The organism is Cryptosporangium sp. NPDC048952, from assembly GCF_043197895.1.
Classification (GTDB): Bacteria; Actinomycetota; Actinomycetes; order Mycobacteriales; family Cryptosporangiaceae; genus Cryptosporangium.
The window spans coordinates 1,139,290-1,164,057 of record NZ_JBICTY010000001.1; the positions used below are offsets into that span (position 1 = coordinate 1,139,290).

Here is a 24,768-nt window from a genome sequence, read left to right on the forward strand (position 1 = left end):
GCGCTGGGCTCGCCATAGCGGGCCCAGCGCCACATCATTCAGTCGCCGGCGGCCCAGACTCCCGTGAGCTGGCGCTGCGTGACGTGTAGCGGCTCGACGCTGATGCTGATGACCGCTACGTCGTCGTAGCCCGGTGGGTCGAACTCGTTCATCAGGTTGCGCACCCAGCGAACGAGTGACTTCGCGTTGTTGTGCGGGCGGTCGGCCAGGGCGGCGGCCAAGCGGCCCTCGCCGAAGCGCTGGCCGTAACGCCGGGCGTCGGTGATGCCGTCGGTGTAGAACAGCAGCCCGTCGCCGGGCCCGAGCAGCGTCTCGAGCGTCGGGTACCGGCTGTCGGGCAGCCAGCCGAGCATGGGCCCGGAGTCGGTGAGCCGCTCGATGCTCCCGTCGGCCCGGCACACCACCGCCGGCGGGTGCCCGCCGTTCGCGAGCCGCACCTGGGCCGACCCGCTCTCGGTGTACTCGATCACGCAGAACACCGCCGTGCAGTAGCGCGGCACGTCCTGGGCGGCCTGGTCGGCGACGATCGTCTCGTTCAGCGCCGCCATCACCAGCGACGGCTCCGACGTCTGGATCGCCGCGCCCCGCAGCGCGTACCGGGCCAGCGACGTCAGCGCCGCCGCCTGCACACCCTTGCCGGAGACGTCACCGATCGAGATCGCCCACCGCCGCCCGCCGAGCGGGAAGACGTCGTAGAAGTCGCCACCGACCTCCTGCAGCGGCGCCGCGTGGTAGAACGCCGAGAGCTCCATCCCGGGCACCTGCGGCATCCTCGGCGGCAGCAGCGTCTGCTGCAGCGTCCGGGCGACCTCCTCGACCTGTCCCTTGGACTTCTGTACCTCCTCCCGGCGACGCCGTTCGAGGCGCACCTCACGCAGCGCCGCGAGCCGCAGCTCCAGCTCGTCGACAACGATCGAGGCGAGGTCGGCCAGCGACTGCAGCTCCTCGGGCGTGGTGGCGCGCGGCTTCCGGTCGATCACGTTCACGGTGCCCAGGTGGTACCCGTCGCTGGTCGTGATCGGGGCGGCCGCGTAGAACCGCAGCCCGAACTCACCCCGGACGAGCGGATTGTTGTACGCGACCGGATCGAGCGTGGCGTCCTCGATCGCGACCGGCTCGTCCACGAGAATTGCAGATGCGCATAGTCCCGGGTCACGACCTATCTCGGTGACGTCGACGCCGTGCGTGGCCTTGAACCAGATCCGGTCTTCGTCCACGATCGTCACCGTGGCGACGGGAACTCCGAATATGCGAGCGGCGAGTGCCGCTATGCGGTCGAAGGCTCCGTCGGGGGGCGTATCGAGGATGTCGTACCGGCGGACCGCCCGGAGTCGCTCGACCTCGTCGGGCGGAATCAGGTCGGCGTCGGTCATTGCGCCCTCCTCGAGGGGTATCCGTTGACACGTTCTGAAGGGGTGGAGATGAACTTGTCCGTCGTGGTGAGCAGCGCTGGGGAGTCCGGCAGTATCGGCGTTCTCCGGCTCTCCGGAGAGCTCGACATTGCCACGTCCGGCACACTGCGCCAATCCCTCGACGCGTTGCGTGACGAAGGCCGGGAGAACCTGGTGCTCGACCTGAGCGGCGTCACGTTCTGTGACTCCACGGGTCTCGGCACTGTTGCAACCCACGCTCGCTGGGTCATGGGTGTCGGTGGCTCCCTCGTGGTCTGCGGGCTCCGGCCGGACGTCGAAGCCGTGTTCGCGATCTCCGGTCTCTCCACCGTCCTCCCCACTGCCAACTCCCTCGACCACGCCGTCGAGCTGGCCGCGGCGGGTTCGTCGCCCAACTGAGCGCCCCCCACCTCTGAGACGCAGTGACGACTCGAACCAAGTCGCACCCCTTCCCCTACCAAACTGGTAGGCCTTATGTGCTTTACTGAACACATGGGTCAGGAGTGCTTGGTGAGGCAGCCGTCCGGACTTCAGCTCGGAACGGTGTTGCAGAAGCTGGTGGCCACCGTCGATTGGCGGGCTCAAGTCCGCTATGACGTCGATGACCGTTGGTACGGCCGCCTCGATGCAGGCGAGTTCACCGACGGCGTCCAGGTGGAGGCCTGGCTGCTGACCTGGTGGCCGGGGCAGCGCACCGGCCTGCACGACCACGGCGGCTCGGCCGGCGCGTTCGCCGTGGTGCGCGGCCAACTGCGCGAGGACACCGTCCAGACCCCGCGCCACGCACTACCCCGGCTGCACAGCCGCACGCTCCACGCATCCCAGCAGCGCGTCTTCGGCCCGCGGCACCTGCACGAGGTCGTCAACGACGGCGCCGAGCCCGCGGTGAGCATCCACGTCTACGCGCCCCGGCTGACGATGATGACCCGCTACCGCTGGACCGACTACGGCCCCGAGGTCGCCGTGGTCGAGAAGGCCGGAGCCGACTGGTAGTTACCGCCCACCGACGACGTCGGACCGGTTGCCGCACCCAGCGGCCCGTCCGGCGTCGTCGCTTGCTGTTCAACCGCACAATCCGACTGTGTCCGTCAACATTGATCGGGTGCCGCTGGCCCTAGTTGGGGGTCAGCACGGTTGCGATTTCAAGGGGGAACGGGTGGCCGATCTGTCCGGCGTGTATCCCGTCCTGCCCCCCATCGAATCGCCCGCGCGGCCGGCGGAGACCCTGACGGTCGAGGACGAAGTGCTGGCATCCTGGCTCGACATCCTGGTCGCCGACGGACTGGTACCGCCGAGGGCCGTACTCGGCAATTCGTACTGACTCCTTTTTGGGGCCAGGCTCGTTGCACCAACGGCTGACGACGATCGGTACGGTCGGCCAAGTTCCCTCCGCCGCTCTGAGCGGTGACGTTTTCCCAGCTAAACTGCGTCGACTAAGTCCGCGGGGGCTGAAGAACCGTTCTTTCGGGGGTTAGGGCGGTTTCTTTCTTAGGGCTAGCACGGTGGAGGCGGCCTGTTACGGGCTGGCACCGTGAGGCCTCTCGACGATCCGCAGCTTTCCGGCTGCGGTGGGGGTTCGGTGGCACCGGGGGGTGCCGCGTTATGGGGGGGACGGAGGGGCTGCACTTCATGGCGGCGAAAGTTTTCGCGCCGCGCCGAAGGTCCGGCGAATGCCGGACCCGCTCCGGAACGGGGAACCGGAGCGTGCGGCGGCGACGCGGGTGGGCCGGGCGGCTCACAGCGGGTGGGGGCGCCGGCAGGACCGACGTCGGCGCGGGCGGCGAGATGGACGAGCGTAAGCAGTTGGCTCCCGGCACGGTGGCCCAGGACGCCCTGGAGACCTCCGCGGCACGGATCGCGTTGATCTTCCGGGTGGCATGGTCGGCACTCACACCGGTGCTGGCGTACCCGCAGGCCATGGCCTCGGGCGGGGTGGACACGTGGCAACACGTCGCAATCGGGAGCACGGTCGCGTGGGGCGGTGCCTACGCGTGGTTCCTGCGGCACGGTCGGCTGGTGCCGGGGGTGGCGGTCGCCGACAGTGCGCTGTTCTGCGTGTATCTGGGCTGCGCGGCCTGGGTCCTGCCCGTCGAGTACGTCGGCAACCCGTCCACGTGGATCATCGGCGGCGCGAGCGTGGCGATCTTCATCGCCTCCTGGTCGCTGACTCCGGTGGGGACGGTGGTGCTCGCGGCCGCGCAGAGCGTCGCGTTCCTGGTCGGCGTCGCCGCGTCGGGGCGCCCGCTGGTCGGCGGCGACTACAGCGTCGTCGCGATCTTCGTCCTGCAGGGGGTTCTCGCCGTCGCGGTGATGCGGCTGATCCGTAACGGCGCCCGCCGCGCGGACGCCACGCTCGACCACGTCGCACGGGCCCGTGCCGAACTCACCGTCGAACGCAGCCGGTTGCGCGGCCGACGCCAGTTCGAGCGCAATCTGCACGACACCGTGCTCAGCACGCTGACGGTCATCGCCCGGGGGGCGTTACGCACGCGCCTCGATCTGGTCCGCGCCCGGTGCGGGCGTGACGTCGCTCTGCTGGACCGTCTCGACGACCTCCCGCGCAGCACGGGGCTGTTCGCGAGCATGGCCTGGGAGGCCGGGTGCCGGGCGATGCCGGTCCGGCTCGACCTGCCAGCCGACGAACCCGCGCTGCCGACCGACGTCAGCGAGGCGATCGCGGGGGCGGTGCGCGAGTCACTGTCCAACACCGAGCGCCATGCCCGGGCGGGCTGCGCCGAGGTGAGCGCGGTCGTGACCGACGGCGGCGTCCGGATCGTGGTCCGTGACGACGGGGTCGGGTTCGACCCGGGCGCGACGGGACGCGAGTCGACCGGGGTCCGCCGCTCGGTCGTCGAGCGGATGGCGGCGGTCGGCGGCCGGGCGGACGTGGTCTCCGCCCCCGGTGCCGGCACCGAGGTGACGCTCAGCTGGCAGGGCGCGGAACGTCCGGTCGTGCAGCCGGAGCCCGACGAGCCGGCGGTCGCCGCCGGTTACCACGCGGGCATGGGCTGGGCGCTCGTCGTCATCGCGCTGGTCTGGCACCTCTACAGCAGTTCGTCCCTGATCACGCAGCGGGACGCCTACCGTCCGTTCTGGCTCGAGCTCACCGCGTGGCTGGCGATCCTCGTCGTCGTGCTCGGCGTCGCGGTGCGGGGCCCGACGAAGGCGCTGCCGCTGCCGGTCAACCTCGCAGCGCAGGTGCTGGTGTTCGCGGCCGCGGTCGCCGGTTTCGCCGCGATCGACGGCACTGATCAGATCGCCGTCAACTGGATCACCGGCGACGTCGGGTGGCCGCTGGCGCTCCTCGCGCTGCACCGCCCGGTCGCGGAGTACCTCGCGTGGTCCGCCGGCGTCGTGGCGCTCTCCGTCGGTGCGGTGCTGGTCGAAATCGGGCCGGACGTCGGCGCGATGACGCGGATCGTCACCGCGCTGCTCTGCGCGATGATCCTGCAGTTGGCGGCCGTGGTCGCGTTCGGGTTGGTCCGCCGGAGCGGAGCGCTGGCCGAGGCCGGTGTCCGCGAGGCCGCCGGCATCCGCGAGAGCCGCGACGCATTGACGGCCGTCGCCGAGGACCGGCGGCACTGGCAGCGCGAGCTCGGTGCGACGCTCCGGCCGCTGGTCGGGGCGCTGGCGAAAGGCACGCTCGACCCGGCCGACCCCGACGTGCGCGCTCAGTGCGCGATCGAGGCCAGCCGGCTGCGGGCGATGCTGTCCGAGCTCACCGAGACCGGGGAGCACTCGATGTGGCGACGCGACATGGTCTCGTCGCTCTCCGGTGCGGCGGCCGACCGCTCCGCGACGATCGAGGCGCGCATCGCCCCCGACTTCGGGGAGGTGCCCGAGCCGGTCCGTGCCGAACTGGTCGCGGCGGTGCTCGCGATCCTGCGGATGACCAGCCCCGGCGAGGCGGTCGTGACGCTCAGCGGCTGTGTGCGGGACGCGTCGGCGACCGTGCTGCTGCCGGTCGCGTCCGAGCGCTCGGCAGTGAAAGAAGCGATGTGGACGCTCCTCCACCGGGTCCGGGCAGCGATTCCCGGAACGGTCAGCGCGGACGTCGAAGAGCCAGGTTCGAGCAAGTTCTGGGTAGAAGTGAGGTGGGTCTCCTGATCACCGTGGCTGCTGTAGACGACGATCCGCTGGTCTTGCAGGGTCTGTCCGCCTGGCTGGCTCCGGCCGACAGCGGGATCGTGGTCATCGATCTCGCCCAGTCCGTCGACGAACTGCTGCACGGCCGCGGCCGTGAGGCGGACGTCGTCCTGCTGGACGTCTGGTTGGGCGACGACAGCCGGGTCGGCGACAACGTGCGGGCGATCACCGCGGCGGGGCCCGCCGTGGTCACGATCAGCACGCAGGACATCACCGACCTGATCGTGGAGTCGATCGAGTGCGGCGCGCTGTCCTACGTCCACAAGAGCTTGGATCCGACGGAGATCCGGGCGGCGGTGCGCGCGGCGGCTTCCCGGCACAAGTTCATGACGCCGGCGCTCGCGTTCGCGTTACGGAGTGACCAGCGCCCGACCCGGCCGTCGCTGAGCCTGCAGGAGACCGAATCGCTGCGGTTGTACGCGTCCGGTCTGCGCATGACCGACGTGGCGCGTCGGCTCGGCGTCAAGCCGTCGACGGCGAAGGGATACCTCGACCGGGTGCGGGCGAAGTACGACGACGCCGGTCGCGCGGCCCGCACCAAGCTGGATCTGCGGGAACGGGCGCTCGAGGACGGCATCCTGCGCACCACGACGGCGCTCGGTCCGCGCGCAGTTCGGAGGGTGACCGGATGACCGCTGTTCAGAGGGCGCGCCGTCGCTCGGCGAACAACGACACTTTTGTCCCGCAACAGGAACGCTGAACGGAGTCGGGGTGGTCGTGGCAACGGCGGGTCCTGCCCGCCTGGCACCGGATCGGGACACCGCGGAGGTCGCGCGGGTCGTCTGGGGAGCGCTGACGAGACAGCGTCAACAGCTCCACCAGGGACGCCGTTGCACAGCGACGCGGAGTCCGCTGTTGCGCGATGCGCATTCGCAGCACTGCCTGGTCTGCGATGAGCTCGCGCTGGACGCCCAGGAGCGCGTGGTCGTCTCCTGGCAGCGGCAGGCCGAGCGTGAGTCGTGGACGCACGCGCGGATCGTCAGCTGTGCGCAGTCGGTACTCGCCGACCGCGTGCGGACGCGCCTGTCGGCCTCCGGGCTGGTCGCTCGGCCGGAGCGCTGGCTCGAGCAGAAGTCGTTCCTGCCGCACGTCGACCCGGCCGGTCGCGTGCTGCTGGTCGCGCTCATCGTCAGCGTCGGCTACTACACCTGCATCCCGACGGCCGGCGGCCGGGTGCGGCTCGGTCCGGCGGTCGTCCAGCCGCTGATCGACGGTGTGCGCCGCGGAGCGTTCGCGTCGGCGCTCACCCGGGCCTGGCCGAGCGACGACGAGCCCGACCTGGGCAAGGCGGCGGGGCACCTGGCCGGGGCGCTGGTCGCCTGGCGGGAGATGCGGCCCGAGCAGTACGCGGCGCTGGTCGGCCTCGCCGAGGCCAACCGCACCGTGCTCAGCCTCGACGTCGCGGGCATGCGGTCGGACGTCGAGTTCACTCACCTGGCCGGGGCTCCGGTCGGCGACGACGTCGCCGAGGTCGTGATCGAGCAGCGGGGGCGGTGGATCGTGGGAACCGAGCACGTGGCGGCTACGAGCGCTTTACTTCGGCGCTTCATCGGGCGGGTGGGGGAAGTGACCCGGCCGGCCGAACTGCGCACACTGCTGGTCGAGGAGGCGGAGAAGCTGGCCGCCGAGGAGGGCAACCCGTCGTGGCTGCGTGAACTGCGCGACCGTCCGGCGGTGGTCAGCGCGCTGATCGACCACGCAGCCGAATTGATCCCGGCACGGGCCTAGCCACACAGCCCCGCGCGGGCACCTAGGCCGTGTCCTGCGAATCTCGCTCGCAGCGAGATTCGCAGGACAGGGCCTAGACCAGCACACCCGCGCTGATGCGGTCGGCGATCCTCGTCGCCTGCGCGCGGATCTCCGGGATCGCGGTCGTCTCGTACCGCGATCCGCGCCGCACCGGGCCGAGCGTCCAACGGCCCGGCACCGGTGTGCCGTCCGCTCCGATGAGCTGACCGTCGTCGGTCGTGGCGTAGCCGAGGTCGTGCGCGTCGGGGCTCGTCACGCCGGTTTCCGCGAGCTGGCGCGCGAGCGGGTCGGCGCTCGCGACCCACGTCCCCGGCCCCCGGCAGTCGACGACCGCGCCGGTGGTCGTCTCGACCGACCCCTCGCCGCGCGGCGTCCACGTGACACCGGACGGCCCGGTGGACACGACGGACCCGGCCACGACCTGCAGCCGACCCTCCCGCGAGAGCCGGCGCAGCTGCGCCCCGATCGGCGGTGCCATCCGGTGCCGGTGCACCTCCCAGAGGCGGGACACGTGTCGCAGGAACCGGTCCTGCGCCGGAACCGGCAACCCGGTCCAGAGACGTTCGACGTCCGGGCGGAGCCCGTCGACGACGCCCCGCCACTCGCCGTGCGGGGGCACCGCCCGGCGCACCTGCCGGACCAGCTCGCTGACTTCTGCGCCGGAGATGCCGGAGTGCACCATTCGCGGTGGCGGGTCCACGTGGACGCGGGGGAGCAGCCCGTGCCGCGAGATCGCGGTGATCCGGCCGAGGTGACCGCGCCCGGCCAGCGTGACGACGACGTCCACGGCGGTCAGCCCCGTGCCGAGCAGCACGACGTCGTCGTACCGGCCGATCCGGTCGAGCGCTCCCGACGTCCACGGGTCGATGTCGCTCGTGCGCGCCGGGGGGTGGCCCAGCGCCAGGACCACGTCGTCGTCGGGCAGCATCCGGCCGTCGGCCAGCTGCACGGCGTCGCCCAGGACGGAGACGGCGCGGCCGCGCACGACCCGCACCCGACCGCCGGAGCCGCGCACCAGGTTCTCCAGGGCCTCACCCAGGTAGCGACCGTAGGTCGTGCGCGGCGCGTACCCGGCGGGACCGCAGTAGAGCCCGCGCTCGCGACACCACTCCAGGAAGTGCCCCGGACGGTCGGCGTAGAGGCTCATCGTCTCGGTGCGGGAGTTTAGCAGGTGACCGTAGTCGGTCGTGGAGTACGCGACACCACGGCCGAGCTCCGGCGCGGACTCCACGACGGTCACCGGCGCACCCGGCCGGGCGGCCAGCGCGACCGCCGTGAGTACGCCGCTCGCACCGGCGCCGATCACCACTGTCATGGCCCGACCGTAGCCGCACATTCCCTACTCATCAAGTAGACAAAGCAGGTCGGAGCGGGTTTCAGCCGAAGTAGAACGTCGCGGCGCGGGTGTCGTGAGGTTCGGGGCCCGCTGTGGGCGCCGGCTCGTCCGAGCGGGCCAGCGCCGAGCCGCCGAAGTTTCGTAGCACCTTGAGTACGGACCACAGCGTGTGGTCACACCGCATGTACAAACCGCCCCGGTATCGCACCATTCCGACGTGCTGCAGCGGGCCCAGTGCGGCCCGCACCGTCGTCTCGGGGAGGTCGAGGTCGGACGCACAGGTGTCGCTGCAGAACAGTCCGCCGTGCGCCGGTGCCGTCCGGTCGATCCAGAGCGCGATCCGCACCCGGTCCGCGTCGCCGAAGACGTCGGCGAACGCCTGCTCCGGAGGGTCCACGACCTCGCTGTCGTGGTCGGTCCAGAGAGCGCGCATGGCCCGGGTGCCCGTCGTCGTCATTCAGCACTCCTTTCTCGGAGGCGGGTCGTCCCGCGTTCCTCCCACGAAAGCATATAAATGTGACGAAAAGGAGTCGTAGTGTCGAGTTTTTCGATCAAGAAGGCCGTTGTTCTCTGATCGGTTGTTACACCCGTATACCGGTGCACGATTCGGGTCACACGAGTAGCGGCGACGGTCCATCATGGGTGCCGTCAGTGACGACGGAGAGGAACCGATCGGTGACCACGGTGCACGAGGTGGAGGACGAGGTCAGTGTCTGGGAGGACGACCCGGGCGCGCCGCCGTCGACGCGAACCCCGGTCCTGCGGGCCCGTCCGGCGTTACGCACCGCCCCGCTCGCTGTCGACGTCCAGGGAACGGTGCCGCCCGACACCGAAGGTGCCGTCCGGTACTGGACCGCGGCCGAGGCCCTGGGCCGGACGGTCGCCCTCTACGCGCCGCTGTTCCCGGCCGACAACTTCCCGAACGGCGCGACCTGGAACCCCGCCGTCGGCGAGGTCCTGGTGGCCGACCTCAACGCCGGCGTCGACCTGAACGCCTACTACGACCGTGGTGGCCTCGCGTTCTTCCGCCAGCACGTCTCCGGCGTCACGGTGTGGTCGGGGGAGAGCCCCGACATCGTCAGCCACGAGACCGGCCACGCGATCCTCGACGCGCTCTGCCCCTGGATGTGGGACGCGGCGAGCGCCGAGATCGCGGCGTTCCACGAGTCGTTCGGCGACATGACCGCCGTGCTCGCGGGGCTGCGCCTGGCGACCCTGCGCGAGCAGGTGATCGGCGAGACCGGCGGTGAGCTGTCCCGCTCGTCCCGGCTGTCCCGGCTCGCCGAACAGCTCGGCTGGGCGGTGCGGCAGCTGGCCCCCTCGTCGGCCGACCCCGACTGCCTGCGCAACGCGTCGAACGAATTGTTCTACCGGGACCCGGTGACGTTGCCGCCGAGCGCACCGGCCAGCCAGCTCTCCAGCGAGCCGCACTCGTTCTCCCGGGTCTTCACCGGCGCGTTCCTCCGGTCGCTGGCCGGCATGGTCCACACGGTCGCCGGCACCGGCCAGATCGACGACGACGTACTGCGCACCGCCGGTGAGGACGCCGCGACGCTGCTGGTCATGGCCGTCACCGACACCGCGGCGGTGCCCTCCTACTACGCCCAGGTCGCCGCGCACCTGATCGAGGCCGACCAGGAGAAGTTCGCCGGCAAGTACACCGCCGCACTGCAGGCGGCGTTCGTCCGGCACGGCATCCTCTCCCCGGCGTCGGCCGAAGCGATCGTCGACGGGGCGACCGCGGACGACGACGACAAGCCCGCCGAGCGGTCGATCGCGCCCGGCGTCCCGCACCAGCGCGGGGCGTCGACGTCCGAGGTCGCCGTCTCCGGCCGGCCGTACGGGCTGCCCGACGACCTGACCGTGCGCGCGCCGGTCGAGTCGCCCCGGTTCTCGGTGGCTCCGGCCGCACCGTCGCGGGGCGAGCTGGCCACGACGCCCGGCGAGGACGTCGCCGCGGCGTTCGTCGAGGATCTGTTCCGCCAGGGACGCGTCGCGGTGCCGCGGGAGTACCAGCGCGGGTTCGCCGCGGCCTCCGGGGTCGACGGGACACTGCGCACCCACGAGGTCGCGAACAACGGGGCGGGCCTGGTGCTGATGCGTCGAGTGTTCGACTGAACCGAAGTCATGACCTCCGACCCGGTTCGTTTCAGGGGGGAAGGGGCTACCTTCGAGTAGTAGCAGCCGACTCTCAGGAGGCGACCGTGAGCGCTGCACGACGAGTAGGCACAGCCGAGCAGACCCCCGCCGAGGTGGAAGCTGCCGAGAAGTTCATCGCGGACCTCATCGCCCGCGGTGAGGCGGTCGAGGTCGACCGCGTACCGTCCGGTAGCGCCGACAAGCAGAACGACGCGCCGGAGGAGCCGTTGCCGGCGGGCGTGACGCATGAGGTCGTGCACCGCGACGGCGAGACAGTGGTGAAGAGGCGGCGTTACAGCGCCTTCTGACGGACCGCACGGCGGGCTCCGTCCCGTGTGAGGTCCAGTTTTCGGCGCTGAAATCTCGGCGCACCGGCATCGAAACCGGTCATGGCGACGCTCGTCGTCATGACCAGCTTCGAAAGCCGCCATCTCGTCGTGGTGGGGCACGGCATGGTCGGCCAGCGTTTGGTCGAGGCCCTCACCGACCGGGACACCCGCGCCGAGTGGCGGATCACCGTGCTCGGCGAAGAGACCCACTCCGCGTACGACCGGGTGGCGCTCTCCCGCTACCTCACCGACCCGTCCGCCGGTCTCGGCCTCGTACCGGACGGCTGGTACGACGGCGATCGGCGCACCTGCCACCTCGGCGACCCGGCGGTGGCGATCGACCGGTCGGCCAGAACGGTCCGTACCGCCTCGGGTCGCTCGTTGACCTACGACGCGTTGGTGCTTGCCACCGGATCGCGAGCCTTCGTCCCGCCGGTGACCGGCGCCGACCTGGCGGGCTGCCACGTCTACCGCACGCTCGACGACCTCGACCGGATCCGGTCGGAAGCCGCTGACCTCGACGGTTCCGCGGTCGTCGTCGGCGGTGGTCTGCTCGGGCTGGAGGCCGCCGGCGGCCTCCGCGACCTCGGCGTCCCGGTGCACGTCGTCGAGTTCGCCCCGCACCTGATGCCGCAGCAGGTCGACGCCGGCGGCGGTGAGGCCCTCCGCCGGTTGGTGGAACAGCTCGGCGTGCGGGTGCACGCCGGCGTCGGTACCGCTTCCCTGTCGGGCGACGCCACCGGGCGGGTCGCTTCGGCGACGCTGACCGACGACACAGTGCTCGACACGCAGCTGGTCGTGTTCGCGGCGGGGATCCGGCCGCGGGACGAGCTGGGGATCTCCGTCGGCCTGCCGCGCGGCACCCGGGGCGGGGTGCTCGTCGACCGCTCGTGCCGCACCGAGGACCCGGCGATCTGGGCGATCGGTGAGTGCGCGGCAGTGGAGGGGTCGGTTTACGGTCTGGTCGCGCCCGGGTACGCGATGGCCGAGATCGTCGCCGACCGCCTGCTCGGCGGTACCGGGGAACTCGCCGAGCCGGACATGTCCACCAAGCTCAAGCTGCTCGGCGTCGAGGTGGCGTCGTTCGGTGCGACGCGGGGGCCGCTGGACGTCGTCTTCTCCGACCCCGTTGCCGGGATCTACAAAAAGCTCGTGATCTCCGACGACGCCCGGACGCTGCTCGGCGGCGTGCTGGTGGGGGACGCCTCGGCGTACGCGGGGCTGCGTCCGCTGATCGGCCGCGCGCTGCCGGCGACGCCGGAGACGCTGTTGTTCAGCTCGCTCGAGCTCGACGACGAAGCCCAGGTCTGCTCGTGCAACGCGGTGACGAAGAAGGACGTCGTCTCGGCGATCACGTCCGAGGGCGCCACGGATGTGGCCTCGTTGAAGGCGTGTACCCGAGCCGGCACGAGCTGCGGGTCGTGCATCCCGATGCTCAAGACGCTGCTGGACGAGTGCGGAGTGCACGTCTCTTCAGCGCTCTGCGAGCATTTCGCGTACTCGCGGGCCGAGCTGTTCGCGCTGGTGCGATCATCCGGGATCACCACCTTCTCCGGGCTGATCGCCGCCCACGGCACGGGCCACGGCTGTGACCTGTGCAAGCCGGTCGTCGCGTCGATCCTGGCGAGTCTCGGCAACGGGTACATCCTCGAGGGCGAGCAGGCCGCACTGCAGGACACCAACGACCACGCGCTGGCGAACATGCAGCGCAACGGCACCTACTCGGTCGTGCCGCGGATCCCCGGCGGCGAGATCACCGCGGAGAAGCTGATCGTGATCGGCGAGGTCGCCCGCGACTTCAACCTCTACACGAAGATCACCGGCGGGCAGCGCATCGACCTGTTCGGCGCCCGCCTCGACCAGCTGCCCCAGATCTGGAAACGCCTGGTCGACGCCGGGTTCGAGTCCGGCCAGGCGTACGGCAAGTCGCTGCGCACCGTGAAGTCGTGCGTCGGCGAGGCCTGGTGCCGGTACGGCGTGCAGGACTCGGTGGGCCTGGCGATCGACCTGGAGCTGCGCTACCGGGGTCTTCGCGCCCCGCACAAGATCAAGATGGCGGTGTCCGGCTGCGCCCGGGAGTGTGCCGAGGCGCGCAGCAAGGACATCGGAGTGATCGCCACCGAGAACGGCTGGAACCTCTACGTCGCCGGAAACGGGGGTTTTCGCCCCCGGCACGCTGACCTTTTCGCCAGCGATCTCGACACCGAAACACTTCTGACATACGTCGACCGGATTCTGATGTTCTACATCCGGACCGGCGAGCGGCTGCAGCGCACGGCGGCCTGGCTGGAGAGCTTGGACGGCGGACTGGAATACCTCCGGTCGGTCGTCTGCGACGACGTGCTCGGGATCGGTGCGGATCTGGACGCGTCGATGGCGGCGCACGTCGCGAACTACTCCGACGAGTGGGCGGACACGCTCGCCGACCCGGAGCGCCTGGCCCGGTTCGTCCCGTTCATCAACGCTCCTGGCGTGACCGATTCGAGCATCGAGATCGTGTACGAGCGCGGTCAGCCGCGCCCTGCCCGCCCCGGCGAGACGCCCACGCTGGTGGCCGGCCCGACCTTGGAGGTAATGCCCCGATGACCGCTTCGTTGATTGCCGTCGATTGGCGCGTGGCCTGCCGGGTGACCGATCTGTTGCCCGAGCGGGGTGCGTGCGCCCTGTTCGACGGGGCCCAGATCGCACTCTTCCGACTGTGGGACGATCAGGTCTATGCGGTGGGAAATCGGGACCCGTACACCGGGGCGCAGGTGATGGCCAGGGGGCTGGTCGGCACCCGCGGCGGACGCCGGACGGTGGCGTCGCCGCTGCACAAGCAGGTATTCGACCTCACGACCGGGGAGTGCCTCTCCGATCCGGCCGTGCCGTCGCTGCCGACGTGGCCGGTCCGGGTGCGCGACGGGGTCGTCGAGGTCGAGCTACGACGTGGGTGAGCTCGACGGGTTCACCGTCGCGGTGACGGCCGAGCGGCGCAAGGACGAGCTCGCCGCTCTGTTCGAGCGTCGGGGTGCGCGGGTGGTGATGGCGCCCGCGCTGCGGATCATTCCGCTTCCCGACGACGAGATGCTGCTGTCGACGACGCGTGGGCTGCTCGACTCCCCGCCCGACATCGTCGTGGCCACGACCGGGATCGGGTTCCGGGGTTGGCTGGAGGCCACCGAAGGGTGGGGTCTGGCCGATGCGGTGCGTTCCATGCTGGCCGACGCGACCGTGCTGGCGCGTGGCCCGAAGGCGCGCGGCGCGATCCGGGCGGCCGGTCTGACGGAGGAGTGGCACGCTTCGTCCGAGACCAGTGCGGAAGTGTTGTCGTACCTGCTGGACGCCGGGGTCGACGGTAAGCGGGTGGCGATCCAGCTGCACGGTGAGCCGCTGCGTGACGTGGCGGCTGCGTTGGTTTCGGCGGGCGCGGAGGTCGTCGAGGTCGAGGTGTACCGGTGGGTGCCGCCGGAGGACGTCACGCCGCTGCGTCGGCTGGTCGAGAGCGTGTGCGTCGGGGCGGTGGACGCTGTGACGTTCACCAGCGCTGCGGCGTCCGCGAACTTCCTGGCTACGGCGGATGCGTGTGACCGGGGTCCGTCGGTGGTGAAGGCGTTCTCGACGTCGGTGATGGCGGCGTGCGTGGGGCCGGTGACCGCGTCGGTGCTCAAGCGGCGGGGGATCCCCGTGGTGACTCCCTCGCGTTACCGGTTGGGTGCCCTGGTGCGGTTGGTGGCCACTGAACTGCCGGAGCGGTGTGCGACGTTCCGGGTGCGGGACCATCTCGTGCAGGTGCGGGGGTTCGCCGTGATGGTGGACGAGGTTGCGGTGGGGGCGCCACCCGCGTCGATGGCGGTACTGCGTGCGCTCGCGTCGCGGCCCGGGCGGGTGTTCAGCCGGTCGGAGCTGCGTGAGGTGCTTCCGGCGGGGGATGCCGGGGACCACGCGGTGGAGATGGCGATCACGCGGTTGCGGGCGGCGCTCGGCGAGGTGGATCTCGTGGAGACCGTGATCAAACGGGGTTATCGGTTGCGCACGGAAATATTGCTCAGCGAGGCAACCTCGGGTGGGGTCGGGCGTCTGTCGGGGTGAAGGGCCCGGAACGGGGCCCGTGACCCCGGGAGTGCCTTCGTGCCACGAATTCGTCCGCGCACGTTAGTGGTGGCCGCCGCGGCTGCCGCGGCCCTGGTCGTCGGCGGCGGGTTCGCGGCGAACGCCGCGATCCGCCAGGACGCCCCGTCGCCATCGCCATCGCCATCGGCGTCGGCGTCGACTCCGGCCGCGGCGCCGGCGTCTTCGGCGGCCGCGTCGAGCCCGCTGCCGCCGACCGACGAAGCCTGCACGACGCCGGCCCCGGTGCCGCCCACCGACGCAATCCCGCCCAAGGCAGCCCCCAAACCGGCCGAGTCCGCGCCCGCGGAGACGGCGGCGCCCGCGCAGACTGCGGTGCCGGTGCCGCCGGTGGAGGCGACTCCGGCGCCCGACTGCACCGTGGCGGCTCCGGCCGAGCCGGCGCCGGCGGAGACGGCGACCCCCGCGCCGGTCCCGCCGAAGCCCGCGACGACGGCCACGGTGGTGCCGGCCCCGGCCGAGACCGCGGCGCCGGTTCCGGCCGAGCCGGCCAGGAAGAAGCCGGCGGCGACCGATCCTCCACGGGTGGTTCCGGCTGAGTCGGTGCCCGCGCCTTCGGAGAAGTGACGGCCGTGTCGACGAGGATGATCCCGTGACCACGCTCGTCCTCCCCACCCCGACGCGTCCCCCGCGTCGGTGGTGGGGCTGGCTCTCCCGCTGGACGACAGAAGCGTCCCCCGACGAACTCGCCTGGCCCCCGAGGCGAACAGCCCCGGGCCCGACCGCTCCGAAGCTCGTCGAGCTCTACCACCACCGCCGCCTCGCGCTCGTACGCCTGGCCGTGCTCCTGGTCGACGACCAACCGACCGCCGAAGACGTCGTCCAGGACGCCTTCGCCGCCGCCTACCGCCGCCACGGCGCCTCGTTCTCCGGCGTCGACAACCCGGACGCCTACCTGAACACGGCAGTGGTCAACGCCGCCCGCTCCGTCCTGCGCCGCCGCCGGACCTTCCGCGCGGCCCCTCCGCGGATCGAACTCTCCCCGGCCACCGACGAGGGCGTACTCCTCGCGGAGGAGCACCGCGAGGTGCTCACCGCACTGCGCCAACTCCCACGCCGCCAGCGCGAGGTACTCGTCCTCCGGTACTGGTCCGATCTCTCCGAGGCCCAGATCGCCGAAACCCTCGGCATCTCCCGCGGCACCGTGAAATCGACCGCCAGCCGTGCCCTCGCGGCCCTGGAGAAGCTGCTGGAGGCCGGACGATGAGCCCCACCCAGCTCGAGAACCGCCTGACCGCCGCACTGAACGCCCGCGCCGACCAGGTCACCGCGGCCGACCTGCGCCCACCGGCGCCACCCACCGGGGCGCGCCGCCCGACCAACCGCTGGATCGTCGCGACCGTGACGATGGCCGCCGTGGCGGTGGCGATCGCCGTCTTCGTCCTGATCGGTCAGGTGCGCGAAACGCCGGTCCGCCCCAGCCACCAGCCGCCACCCAGCACGACACCGGCCACCACACCGGCCACCTCGCCGTCCCCCGTGGCGTCACCAGCGGTCTCGGCGACCCCGCTCACCCCGGCGCCCGAAACGACGGCAGATACCTCGCCACCGAAGGACCCCGGCGACGAGTTCGGTGCGGAACCGACGACGGTCCCGACGGACAACCCCACGAAGTATCTGGTGCCGGAGCCTGCGGAATCCGTACCTTGATCCTATAAGCCGTTTGGGGGACGTTACGTAATCAGGCTGGTGGAACTGCGTCACCGACACGGTCGAAATCCGCCCATACTTTTCGACTCCAATTCCCCCAGGCCCGCCTAGCTCGGCAGAATCGCGTTCGTATCAGCCATGCGGGTTGCGGGGCCCGAGGAACTGGACGGGTGCTTGCCATGCTCATGAATCGTGCGCGTCTCGACGCCGCGTTACCCGCATTCGAGTTCGGGGATCGGATCGGACGTGGTGGCTACGGCGTCGTCTACGCCGCACGTCATCGTCGTATCGGCTGGCAGGCTGCGGTCAAAGTGCTGGCCGACGGCGACACCGACGGACCGCTGCGGGAGCGGTTCGTCTCCGAAGCCACATCGCTCGCCGAGCTCGACCATCCGCACATCGTGCGGATTCATGACTATGTGGAACACGAAGGCCTGTGTCTCCTGGTCATGGAACGCCTCAACGGGCCGATGCTGCACCAACGCCCCGGTCTGACCGGTGTGGAGGCCTGCGGCGCGGGTCTGGCCGTCTCGGACGCTCTGGGCGCCGTGCACGCGCGCGGGATCCTGCACCGGGACGTCCGCCCGGACAACCTGCTGTACAGCTCCGACGGAACGCTCAAGCTCGTGGGCTTCGGAACGGTTTCCGACGGCGCTTCGCTGATCAGTGCGGCGTCCGGAACACCGGCCTACACGGCTCCGGAACGCATCCAGGGGTTCCGGCTCGGCCCGGCGACCGACGTCTACTCGCTCGGCGTCGTCCTGTACGAGCTGTTCAGCGGGCACCTGCCGTTCAGCCGGGAGCTGCCGCTCTCCGCGCTGCTGCACCACCACGTCAACGTGCCCCCACCGTGGCTGTCCGACGTTCCGCGGCCGCTGGCGGCGGTGCTCGACCGGGCGCTGAGCAAGAACGCCAACGACCGGCCACGGTCGGGTCACGAGTTCGCTGTCGAACTGGGATCCGCGGCCGCGGGTGCGCTCGGATCCGACTGGCTCGACCAGGTGTCGGTGCCGATCCGGGTCAGCGGCCGGGTCCGCGACGCCGCACGGGGCCGGGACGGCGCGCGCGGCGGCAACGTCGACATCGACGCCCGGCCGGTGAGCGCGCGGGCGAGCGTGGCGCTCCCGGCGTCGACCAGCCCGGCGTCGGCACCCGCCGGAGCCGCACCGACCAGCGGCGCGCCGATCGGCGGCGGGGGAGTCGTCACGGCCCCGCCGGATCCGGCCGGTTCGTTCGCGGAGTCCGAATCGGAGGTCACGCGCCGCGCCCGCCAGGCGTTCGGTGCGACCGGTCGGCACTCGACGATCACCGAGACCGTCCACCCGAACGACGGGCCGCCGGACGACGTTCCACCGCCGGACGCCTTCGACGACGGATTCGGTGGCGACGAACCACCGCGCAAGCCCTGGTACCGGCGCCGCTGGGTCGTCGGCCTGAGCACGCTCGTCACCCTCGGCATCATCGGCGGATCCGCGCTCGTCGCGATCGCGCCCTGGAAGTCCGACTCCGACAACGACGTGCGCACGATCCGCACGTCGACGCCGCGCGGCATGATCGTCGACTCGGACGGCAACCTGTACCTGAGCGACGTCTCCAACCGGCAGGTCCGGAAGGTCAGCCCCTCGGGTGCGGTCAGCGTCTTCGCCGGCACCGGACCCGAGGTCACCGCCGGCTCCGGTGGTGACGGCGGACAGGCCGTGAAGGCCCAGCTGGCGTTCCCGCAGTCGCTCGCGCTCGGCCCCGAGCGCAGCCTCTACATCGCCGACACCGCCGAGGGCCGGGTGCGGCAGGTCACCTCCGACGGCAAGATCCGCACGGTGGTCGGCGCGAAGCCGACGATCGAGGAGGACGACGACATCACGGACGCGCAGGCCGCCAAGCTCCCGAACTTCTTCGTGATCGCGACCAGCCGCAGCGGGCAGCTCTACATCGCCGAGTCCGGCAGCGGCACCCAGCGCGTCCGCCGCCTCAACCAGAACGGCGGGCTGGCCACCGTCGTCAAGAACGCCACCAACGACGAGGGCGAGACGAACTCCGACGCGGACGCCATCCAGTCGATCCGCTCGATCGCGATCGGCAGCGACGGCCGGATCTACGTGGCCGACCGCGGCCACAAGCTGATCTGGGGCTTCCAGCCGGGCGACGACACCCCTGCTGCGGTCGCGGGCGGCGGCACGCTCGCCGACTGCCCGTCGAAGGTCGTCTTCAACGGGCCCGACACGCTCGCGATCGGCGACGCCGGTGAGCTCTACGTCGGGTCGTACGGGCTGTGCGAGCTCAAGGACGGCGGGTCGGCGCGGGAACTGGTCAAGAGCCAGTACATCGACGCCGTCGCGGCGGGCCGCAACGGCGACGTGTACTACCTCTCGAAGAACACGATCTACAAGCGGACGTCGGCCGGAACGGTGACCGAGGTGGAAGACAGCTAGGTCCCGGCGAGGCGTTCGACGACCGGCGCCAGGTCCTCCATCGCGGCGACGTCAGCGGCGATGTAGGACACGCCGGTGTTGTCGCGGAACCGGGACAGCTTGCCGGCCATCTCGGTCGGCGTGCCCATCAGCACGGCGGTGGACCCGGCCGCCGCGAGCTCGGCCGGCGTCCCACCGAGCCACTGCTGGACGCCGGGCACCACCCGGTCGCCCACCACCATCAGCCGCGACGCGAGCTCGATGTCGTCGAATCGGTCGCCGGCCGCGTCTCTGACGACCGCGGCGGCTCGGGCGTGCGCCGCCTCGTCGGCGCTCGGGGGCAGCGCGAACGCCACCGTGTCGGCGACCCGGCCCGCCAGCGCGAGGATCTTCGGGCCCCCGGCGGCGATCAGGATCCGCGGGCTGTGCTCCTGCGCGCGGACGGCGTCGACAGCGGCCCCGACGCGCGCGATGCGCTCGGCGGCAGGCGGGAACTCGGTGCCGAACATCTCGGCGAGCCGCTCGGCGCCCGGCCGACCGGTGCCGAGGCCGAGCTCGAAGCGACCCTCGGTGAGCCGATGCATGGTGGACGCTTCGTGCGCGATCGACGCCGCCGTGCGCACCGGAGCTACCAGCACGTACGTGCCGACGTGCAGGGTGGTGGTGGCACCGGCGGCGAGCGCGGCGGTGGGGAAGGGCGCGCCGAGGTGGTCGGTGTCGGGGATGAGCAGCACGTCGTAGCCGAGCGACTCGGCTCGCCGGGCGAGGGCGATCCAGTCGGTGCCGGTCATGTTCTGGCCGGCGACCACGCTGAAGCGAAACCTTCGATCCGTCATCGGTTCCTCCCGATAATCGTTCGCGCTTGTAACGATTACTAGATGTATAGCATTCGTCAAGTGCTACGGTTTTGGCGTGGAACCCGCCTGTCCGGCCGAGGGCGCGCCGCCCGAAGGCACGAGCGCGTTCCTGCTCTCCCAACTGGGTGCGTTGTCGGCGCGGATGTTCGCCGAGCGGGTCGCCGCGCTTGATCTGACGCCCCCGCAGGCCGGCCTGCTGCGTCTGGTCGCCGGGCGGCCCGGGCAGAGTCAGCAGGCGCTCGCCGCCCAACTCGGCACTCCGCCGAGCCGCATGGTCGCGTTGATCGACGGCCTCGAGGAGCGCGGTCTGCTGGCTCGCCGCCGCAACGCCGACGACCGCCGGTTGTCGTCGCTGCACGTCACCGCGTTCGGCATGGAGCTGCTCACGGAGCTCGGTGGCCTGGCGGTCTCCCACGACGACGAGGTGTGCGCAGGACTCGACGACTCCGAGCGCGCCCAACTCCACGCACTCCTCGTCCGCTTGGCCGTACTGCGGGAGCAGCGCCCCGGAGTTCATCCCGGCTTTCGGGGCCCGCCCGGCTGAAACCGGCGCCGCATCCTGGTTGTCCGTTGATCACCGCCGCGCCGTTGCGCGGTTGAGACTCGGTGTGCGTTGTGGATTCCGTGGCAAAGCTAGGAAAATTGCACGCGAACCGTGCCATCAACCGGCTGTGCCACCAACAAAACTGGGACGACGTGAATGATCGTCGATCGCGCGCGCATCGAGGAGGCACTGCCCGGCTACGTGCTGGGCGAAGAACTCGGCCGTGGCGCGTTCGGTCTCGTTCTCGCCGCGCGCCACCGGCAGCTCGCGCGTGACGTCGCCATCAAGGTTTTGGGGCGGCCGGGGGACTCCGTCGAGGAAGGCAGGTTCCGCGCCGAAGCGCGCGTCTTGTCCGAACTGGACCACCCGCACGTCGTGCGGCTGCACGACTACGTGGAGCACAGCGGGTTGTTCCTGCTGGTGATGGAACGGCTGAGCGGCGGCAGCCTGGGGGAGCGCGGGCTGGAACGGGTCAGCCCGGAGTACGCGTGCGCGCTGGGCCTCGCGGTCGCCGACGCGCTGGACGCCGCCCACGGCCGGCGGGTGCTGCACCGCGACGTGAAACCCGACAATCTGCTGTTCGCCGGCGACGGTGCGGTGAAAGTGACCGACTTCGGCATCGCGAAGCTCGTCGAGGAGACGTCGGCGGCGTCGAGTTCGTTCGTCGGTTCGCCGGTGTACATGGCGCCCGAGCAGGCGGCGCTCGGTCGGCTCGGGCCGGGCACGGACCTGTACTCGCTGAGCGTCGTGCTGTACCAGCTGTTGACCGGGCGTCCGCTGTTCGCCGTGGACCTGCCGCCCCCGGCGATGCTGCTCGCGCACCTGAGCCAGGAGCCGCCGCCGATGCCGGACGTCGCCGCTCGGGTGGCCGGAGTCGTGCTGCGGGGGCTGGCCAAGGACATCGACGACCGGCAGCCGACGGCCCGTTCGTACGCCCTGGACCTGGCGTCCGCGGCGGCCGCGTCGTTCGGCGGGGACTGGCTCGCCCGGGCGGGGCTTCCGGTCCGGGTGGACGAGGAGGTCCGCGACGCCGCCCGGGCGACCAGCCCGATCCGCTCGTTCGACACGACGGTCGGGCGGAAGTTGCCGGACTGGCCCTGGGGCCTGCCACCGGCCCGCCTCGACGAGGTCCTGCCCGATCCGGCAGCGTCGGAGTCGGCGGCGGCAAAGTCGGGCTCCGCCGCTGAGAAGCTTTCGCTCACCAGCACGGCAGGCCGACGCTCGGGCGCGCTCGTCGTCACCGCGACCCCGGACTGGCTCCTGCGCCCCCCGGAGCCCCGCATCAACCCGGCTCTGCGCGGCCGCGCAGTGGCGATCGGCGCGGCGCTGCTCGGCGCGGTGCTCGTCGCGGTAGTGGTCGGATTCGGCGTCAGCACGCTCTCGACCGGCCCGCACGTCGTCCCCGGGCCGGGCGGTGTCGTAGCGTTCGGCAGCGCCCTCTACGTCTCCGATCCGGCGCACAGCCAGGTCCGCCGCTTCGACTCGGCTGCCGTCCGCGGCTCGGGCGGCACCGTCGTCGCCGGCAGTGGGCGCGACGGTTACTCCGGTGACGGCGACCGGGCCGTCGACGCCGAACTCAGCGAACCCGGCCCACTCGCGGTCGACGGCAACGGCAACCTCTACATCGCCGACGTCGGCAACCGCCGGATCCGCAAGGTCACTGCGGACGGCCGGATCAGCACCGTGGTCGGCGGCGGCACGCACGCGCTGAACACCCGGTTCCGGGCCGACCAGGTACGCCTCTCCGAGCCGTTCTCGATCGCCGTCAGCCCGCAGGGCGTGCTCTGGGTCTCCGAGCAGCAGCGCAACCGGGTCTGCCGGGTGAAGCCCGACGGTCGGGTCGAGGCCTACGTCGGCACCGGCCAGCCCGGTTTCGACGGCGACGGCCTGTACGGGAGCTGGGCGCTGCTCAACGCCCCGACGGCGGTCGCGGTGGACCCGTCCGGTGACCGCCTCTACGTCGCCGACCAGGGCAATCGCCGCATCCGCGAGGTCCGGGTGGGGTCCGGCTTCATCCGGACGTACGCGGGCGACGGCAGCAGCGGACCGTTCAGGAACAACGTCCAGGCCACCACCGTCGGACTCCCGAGCGTCTACACGCTGGCGGTCACCGCCGACGGCTCGGTCTACCTCGGCGGCAGCGACGCCCGCCGGATCGACCCGCAGGGATTCGTCCGCCCGGTGGCGACCCTCCGGACGATCTCGATCGCCGCGACCGGCAACGGGACGGTCTACCTCGTCGCCGAGCAGGAGAACTCGTCGGGTGATCGTGTCCGCAGCCTCTATCGCCGTACACCCGCCGGAGGCCTGTCCCGTCTACCGTGGTGACGTGAGCGTCGTCGTCTCCGTGAGCAAGGATTCCGAGCACCACTTCAGCAAGCACCCGGTCGAGGAGATCGTGCTGCTGACCGGCCTGGGCATCGAGGGAGACGCGCACGCGGGCGTCACCGTGCAGCACCGGTCCAGAGTCGCGGCGGATCCCACCCAGCCCAATCTGCGGCAGGTCCACCTGATCCAGAGCGAGCTGTTCGACGAGCTCGACGGCTTCGACCTGGCGCCGGGCGGGCTCGGGGAAAACGTCCTGACCCGCGGGATCGATCTGTTGGCGCTGCCGACCGGCGCCGTGCTGCGGCTCGGCTCGGAGGCGACGGTGGAGATCACCGGGCTGCGGAATCCGTGCGGGCAGATCAACGGGTACCGGTCGGGGTTGCTCAGGCAGGTGCTCACGAAGGACGAGCGGGGTGAGCTCGTGCGCAAGGCGGGGGTGATGGGCGTCGTGCTCGGCGGGGGTGTGGTTCGACCTGGGGATTCCGTCACGGTGTCGCTGCCGCCGTTGCCGCACCGGGCGTTGGAGCGGGTCTGACGGGGCGGTTCGCGGCGGCGCGGGCGGCCAGGGGCACGATCGGGCCAGCGCAGAACACGAAGAAGCCGGCCAGCGCGAGCCAGCCCTGCGCACCGAGTCCGCCGACGAGCGCCGCCACCGCGGCGGGGGCGAACTCCTGGACGGCGCCGGTCATCGTCGCGTTGAGTCCCTGGTACTCGCCGCGGCACTCCTCACGCATCAACCCGACCGACACGCCCCACTGCCCCGAGACGAACAGCAGTTCCCCGGCGACGTGCAGCAGCCCACCGACCAGCACGATCACCACTGCCCACCCGGCGCCGACCCACGCGGCGGGCACGAACACGAGACAGCTCACGGCCAGCACCACGCCGCTGAGCGCCGCCGCCCTGGCGCCTCGCCGGATCGTCGTGATCCGGGCGCTCACCGCGGTCTGCAGCGCCGCGATCAGCACCGAGCTCACGATCACGGTGCCGGCCGCGACCACCGCCGGGGCGTCCGTCGACGACACCACCCACAGTGGAATGCCGGTCGACTGCACTGCCCAGCACGCCGTGAGCGCGGTGATCGGCACCATCGCCGCCAGATAGCGGCGATCCCGGATCGCAGTGCCACGCAACCCGGCCCAGCGGCTGAGCCGACGCCCCTTCGGCGTCTCCGGCACCCCGGCCAGCAGCAGCGCGTTGACGACGAACGTCACCGCGTTCCCGACGATCGCCGCGACGTACGCCCACTGCTGGTCGACAGCGAGCACCGCCGCGCCCAGCCCGGCGCCGACCGTGTTGCCCGCGTGCACGGCCGCCCGTGACCGGGCGAGCATCGTCACCCGCCGGTCGCCGGTGAAGAGCCCGGTGATCAGCGCGTTGCCGACGCCGGAGCCCACCACCTGGGCGCCGTTGAACACCGCGGCGACGAGCGTCAGCGCGAGCATGCCGTCGACGCGGAGGAACGCGAGGCAGGCGACCGCGCGCACCAGGTTGATCGTCAGCGACACCCGGCGCGCGCCGACCCGATCGGCGAGCGCGCCGCCCGGCAACGAGAGCGCGATGCCGACCACGCCCGCCACGGTCAGCGAGAGCCCGAGTTCGCCGGGGGACAGGCCCACGACCCGGGTCAGGTACAGCGCCCAGATCGTGAACCACAGTCCGCCGCCGACTCCGTTGATCCCGGCGCCGAGGAGTAGTCGGCCACTCACGCGATCGTGTTTCATGGGATCATGAATTGTCAGTGTCGGGCAGGATCAAACCCAGTGGCGTGAAGGGAGCCT

The 24,768-nt window shown here is 71.3% G+C and carries 23 protein-coding genes; 18 read left to right on the top strand and 5 right to left on the bottom strand.

The genetic code is table 11. The features are described from left to right. Positions 1–38: 38 nt before the first annotated feature. Positions 39–1,373, bottom strand: coding sequence for a PP2C family protein-serine/threonine phosphatase (locus ACGFY5_RS05370; protein ID WP_392717564.1), 1,335 nt, complete (start codon positions 1,371–1,373; stop codon positions 39–41). 48 nt (positions 1,374–1,421) lie between these two features. On the opposite strand from ACGFY5_RS05370, the gene ACGFY5_RS05375 reads away from it, so the two are divergent. The 6 genes from ACGFY5_RS05375 to ACGFY5_RS05400 all read left to right on the top strand — a co-directional run bounded on the left by ACGFY5_RS05375 (position 1,422) and on the right by ACGFY5_RS05400 (position 7,265). Further along, positions 1,422–1,790, top strand: coding sequence for an STAS domain-containing protein (locus ACGFY5_RS05375; RefSeq protein WP_392717566.1), 369 nt, complete (start codon positions 1,422–1,424; stop codon positions 1,788–1,790). Positions 1,791–1,901: 111 nt separating this feature from the next. Further along, complete coding sequence (locus ACGFY5_RS05380) at positions 1,902–2,384, top strand: cysteine dioxygenase (RefSeq protein WP_392717568.1); 483 nt, start codon at positions 1,902–1,904, stop codon at positions 2,382–2,384. A gap of 163 nt (positions 2,385–2,547) precedes the next feature. Further along, positions 2,548–2,712, top strand: coding sequence for a hypothetical protein (locus ACGFY5_RS05385; RefSeq protein WP_392717571.1), 165 nt, complete (start codon positions 2,548–2,550; stop codon positions 2,710–2,712). Between the two features lie 383 nt (positions 2,713–3,095). After that, positions 3,096–5,498: a sensor histidine kinase gene (locus ACGFY5_RS05390; RefSeq protein ID WP_392717573.1), complete on the top strand. Its 2,403-nt coding sequence runs from the start codon at positions 3,096–3,098 to the stop codon at positions 5,496–5,498. Between the two features lie 5 nt (positions 5,499–5,503). Further along, the gene (locus ACGFY5_RS05395; protein ID WP_392717575.1) at positions 5,504–6,169 is read left to right on the top strand and encodes a response regulator; all 666 of its coding nucleotides are present in this window, start codon (positions 5,504–5,506) and stop codon (positions 6,167–6,169) included. Positions 6,170–6,392: 223 nt separating this feature from the next. Next, positions 6,393–7,265 carry a hypothetical protein gene (locus ACGFY5_RS05400; protein ID WP_392717577.1) on the top strand — a complete coding sequence of 291 codons (873 nt, stop codon included), beginning with the start codon at positions 6,393–6,395 and terminating at the stop codon, positions 7,263–7,265. Positions 7,266–7,338: 73 nt separating this feature from the next. On the opposite strand, the gene ACGFY5_RS05405 is transcribed toward ACGFY5_RS05400, so the two are convergent. After that, positions 7,339–8,601 (bottom strand): FAD/NAD(P)-binding protein, encoded by a 1,263-nt coding sequence (locus tag ACGFY5_RS05405; protein ID WP_392717579.1) that lies wholly within the window; start codon positions 8,599–8,601, stop codon positions 7,339–7,341. Between the two features lie 61 nt (positions 8,602–8,662). Beyond that, positions 8,663–9,079: a hypothetical protein gene (locus tag ACGFY5_RS05410; protein ID WP_392717581.1), complete on the bottom strand. Its 417-nt coding sequence runs from the start codon at positions 9,077–9,079 to the stop codon at positions 8,663–8,665. Between the two features lie 218 nt (positions 9,080–9,297). On the opposite strand from ACGFY5_RS05410, the gene ACGFY5_RS05415 reads away from it, so the two are divergent. The 9 genes from ACGFY5_RS05415 (at position 9,298) to ACGFY5_RS05455 (ending at position 19,279) form a co-directional block, all read left to right on the top strand. Further along, positions 9,298–10,740: a hypothetical protein gene (locus ACGFY5_RS05415; protein WP_392717583.1), complete on the top strand. Its 1,443-nt coding sequence runs from the start codon at positions 9,298–9,300 to the stop codon at positions 10,738–10,740. Between the two features lie 86 nt (positions 10,741–10,826). After that, positions 10,827–11,069, top strand: coding sequence for a hypothetical protein (locus tag ACGFY5_RS05420; RefSeq protein ID WP_392717585.1), 243 nt, complete (start codon positions 10,827–10,829; stop codon positions 11,067–11,069). A gap of 99 nt (positions 11,070–11,168) precedes the next feature. After that, the gene (nirB, locus tag ACGFY5_RS05425) at positions 11,169–13,676 is read left to right on the top strand and encodes a nitrite reductase large subunit NirB (protein ID WP_392717587.1); all 2,508 of its coding nucleotides are present in this window, start codon (positions 11,169–11,171) and stop codon (positions 13,674–13,676) included. Next, the gene (nirD, locus tag ACGFY5_RS05430; protein ID WP_392717589.1) at positions 13,673–14,026 is read left to right on the top strand and encodes a nitrite reductase small subunit NirD; all 354 of its coding nucleotides are present in this window, start codon (positions 13,673–13,675) and stop codon (positions 14,024–14,026) included. Before nirB ends, nirD begins: the two co-directional genes overlap by 4 nt. Then, complete coding sequence (locus ACGFY5_RS05435; RefSeq protein ID WP_392717591.1) at positions 14,019–15,161, top strand: uroporphyrinogen-III synthase; 1,143 nt, start codon at positions 14,019–14,021, stop codon at positions 15,159–15,161. Before nirD ends, ACGFY5_RS05435 begins: the two co-directional genes overlap by 8 nt. A gap of 39 nt (positions 15,162–15,200) precedes the next feature. Beyond that, positions 15,201–15,767, top strand: coding sequence for a hypothetical protein (locus ACGFY5_RS05440; protein ID WP_392717593.1), 567 nt, complete (start codon positions 15,201–15,203; stop codon positions 15,765–15,767). Between the two features lie 25 nt (positions 15,768–15,792). Continuing rightward, positions 15,793–16,407 (top strand): RNA polymerase sigma factor, encoded by a 615-nt coding sequence (locus tag ACGFY5_RS05445; RefSeq protein ID WP_392717595.1) that lies wholly within the window; start codon positions 15,793–15,795, stop codon positions 16,405–16,407. After that, positions 16,404–16,850 (top strand): hypothetical protein, encoded by a 447-nt coding sequence (locus ACGFY5_RS05450; protein ID WP_392717597.1) that lies wholly within the window; start codon positions 16,404–16,406, stop codon positions 16,848–16,850. The genes ACGFY5_RS05445 and ACGFY5_RS05450 overlap by 4 nt, the downstream gene beginning before the upstream one ends. 179 nt (positions 16,851–17,029) lie before the next feature. After that, positions 17,030–19,279 carry a serine/threonine-protein kinase gene (locus ACGFY5_RS05455; protein WP_392717599.1) on the top strand — a complete coding sequence of 750 codons (2,250 nt, stop codon included), beginning with the start codon at positions 17,030–17,032 and terminating at the stop codon, positions 19,277–19,279. Here ACGFY5_RS05455 and ACGFY5_RS05460 read toward each other — a convergent pair. Further along, positions 19,276–20,094 carry an LLM class flavin-dependent oxidoreductase gene (locus tag ACGFY5_RS05460; RefSeq protein ID WP_392717601.1) on the bottom strand — a complete coding sequence of 273 codons (819 nt, stop codon included), beginning with the start codon at positions 20,092–20,094 and terminating at the stop codon, positions 19,276–19,278. The two genes, ACGFY5_RS05455 and ACGFY5_RS05460, sit on opposite strands and share 4 nt — an antisense overlap. Before the next feature lie 76 nt (positions 20,095–20,170). Here ACGFY5_RS05460 and ACGFY5_RS05465 point away from each other — a divergent pair, with 76 nt between their 5' ends. From ACGFY5_RS05465 to ACGFY5_RS05475, 3 genes are all read left to right on the top strand, one after another. After that, on the top strand, positions 20,171–20,659 hold the full coding sequence (locus ACGFY5_RS05465; protein WP_392717603.1) for a MarR family winged helix-turn-helix transcriptional regulator: 489 nt from the start codon (positions 20,171–20,173) through the stop codon (positions 20,657–20,659). Between the two features lie 156 nt (positions 20,660–20,815). After that, positions 20,816–22,987 (top strand): serine/threonine-protein kinase, encoded by a 2,172-nt coding sequence (locus ACGFY5_RS05470; RefSeq protein WP_392717605.1) that lies wholly within the window; start codon positions 20,816–20,818, stop codon positions 22,985–22,987. Position 22,988: 1 nt separating this feature from the next. Further along, positions 22,989–23,522 carry an MOSC domain-containing protein gene (locus ACGFY5_RS05475; RefSeq protein WP_392717607.1) on the top strand — a complete coding sequence of 178 codons (534 nt, stop codon included), beginning with the start codon at positions 22,989–22,991 and terminating at the stop codon, positions 23,520–23,522. On the opposite strand, the gene ACGFY5_RS05480 is transcribed toward ACGFY5_RS05475, so the two are convergent. Continuing rightward, a complete protein-coding gene (locus ACGFY5_RS05480; protein WP_392717609.1) occupies positions 23,473–24,711 on the bottom strand; it encodes an MFS transporter in 1,239 nt (412 codons plus the stop codon). The two genes, ACGFY5_RS05475 and ACGFY5_RS05480, sit on opposite strands and share 50 nt — an antisense overlap. Positions 24,712–24,768 lie beyond the last annotated feature (57 nt).

Bases quoted from the DNA above. Each gene is read 5' to 3' on its own strand.
- ACGFY5_RS05405 (WP_392717579.1), bottom strand. From the start codon at position 8,601: ATGACAGTGGTGATCGGCGCCGGTGCGAGCGGCGTACTCACGGCGGTC.
- ACGFY5_RS05370 (WP_392717564.1), bottom strand. From the start codon at position 1,373: ATGACCGACGCCGACCTGATTCCGCCCGACGAGGTCGAGCGACTCCGG.
- nirB (WP_392717587.1), top strand. From the start codon at position 11,169: ATGACCAGCTTCGAAAGCCGCCATCTCGTCGTGGTGGGGCACGGCATG.
- ACGFY5_RS05455 (WP_392717599.1), top strand. From the start codon at position 17,030: ATGCTCATGAATCGTGCGCGTCTCGACGCCGCGTTACCCGCATTCGAG.
- nirD (WP_392717589.1), top strand. From the start codon at position 13,673: ATGACCGCTTCGTTGATTGCCGTCGATTGGCGCGTGGCCTGCCGGGTG.
- ACGFY5_RS05375 (WP_392717566.1), top strand. From the start codon at position 1,422: ATGAACTTGTCCGTCGTGGTGAGCAGCGCTGGGGAGTCCGGCAGTATC.
- ACGFY5_RS05470 (WP_392717605.1), top strand. From the start codon at position 20,816: ATGATCGTCGATCGCGCGCGCATCGAGGAGGCACTGCCCGGCTACGTG.
- ACGFY5_RS05480 (WP_392717609.1), bottom strand. From the start codon at position 24,711: ATGAAACACGATCGCGTGAGTGGCCGACTACTCCTCGGCGCCGGGATC.
- ACGFY5_RS05410 (WP_392717581.1), bottom strand. From the start codon at position 9,079: ATGACGACGACGGGCACCCGGGCCATGCGCGCTCTCTGGACCGACCAC.
- ACGFY5_RS05450 (WP_392717597.1), top strand. From the start codon at position 16,404: ATGAGCCCCACCCAGCTCGAGAACCGCCTGACCGCCGCACTGAACGCC.
- ACGFY5_RS05460 (WP_392717601.1), bottom strand. From the start codon at position 20,094: ATGACGGATCGAAGGTTTCGCTTCAGCGTGGTCGCCGGCCAGAACATG.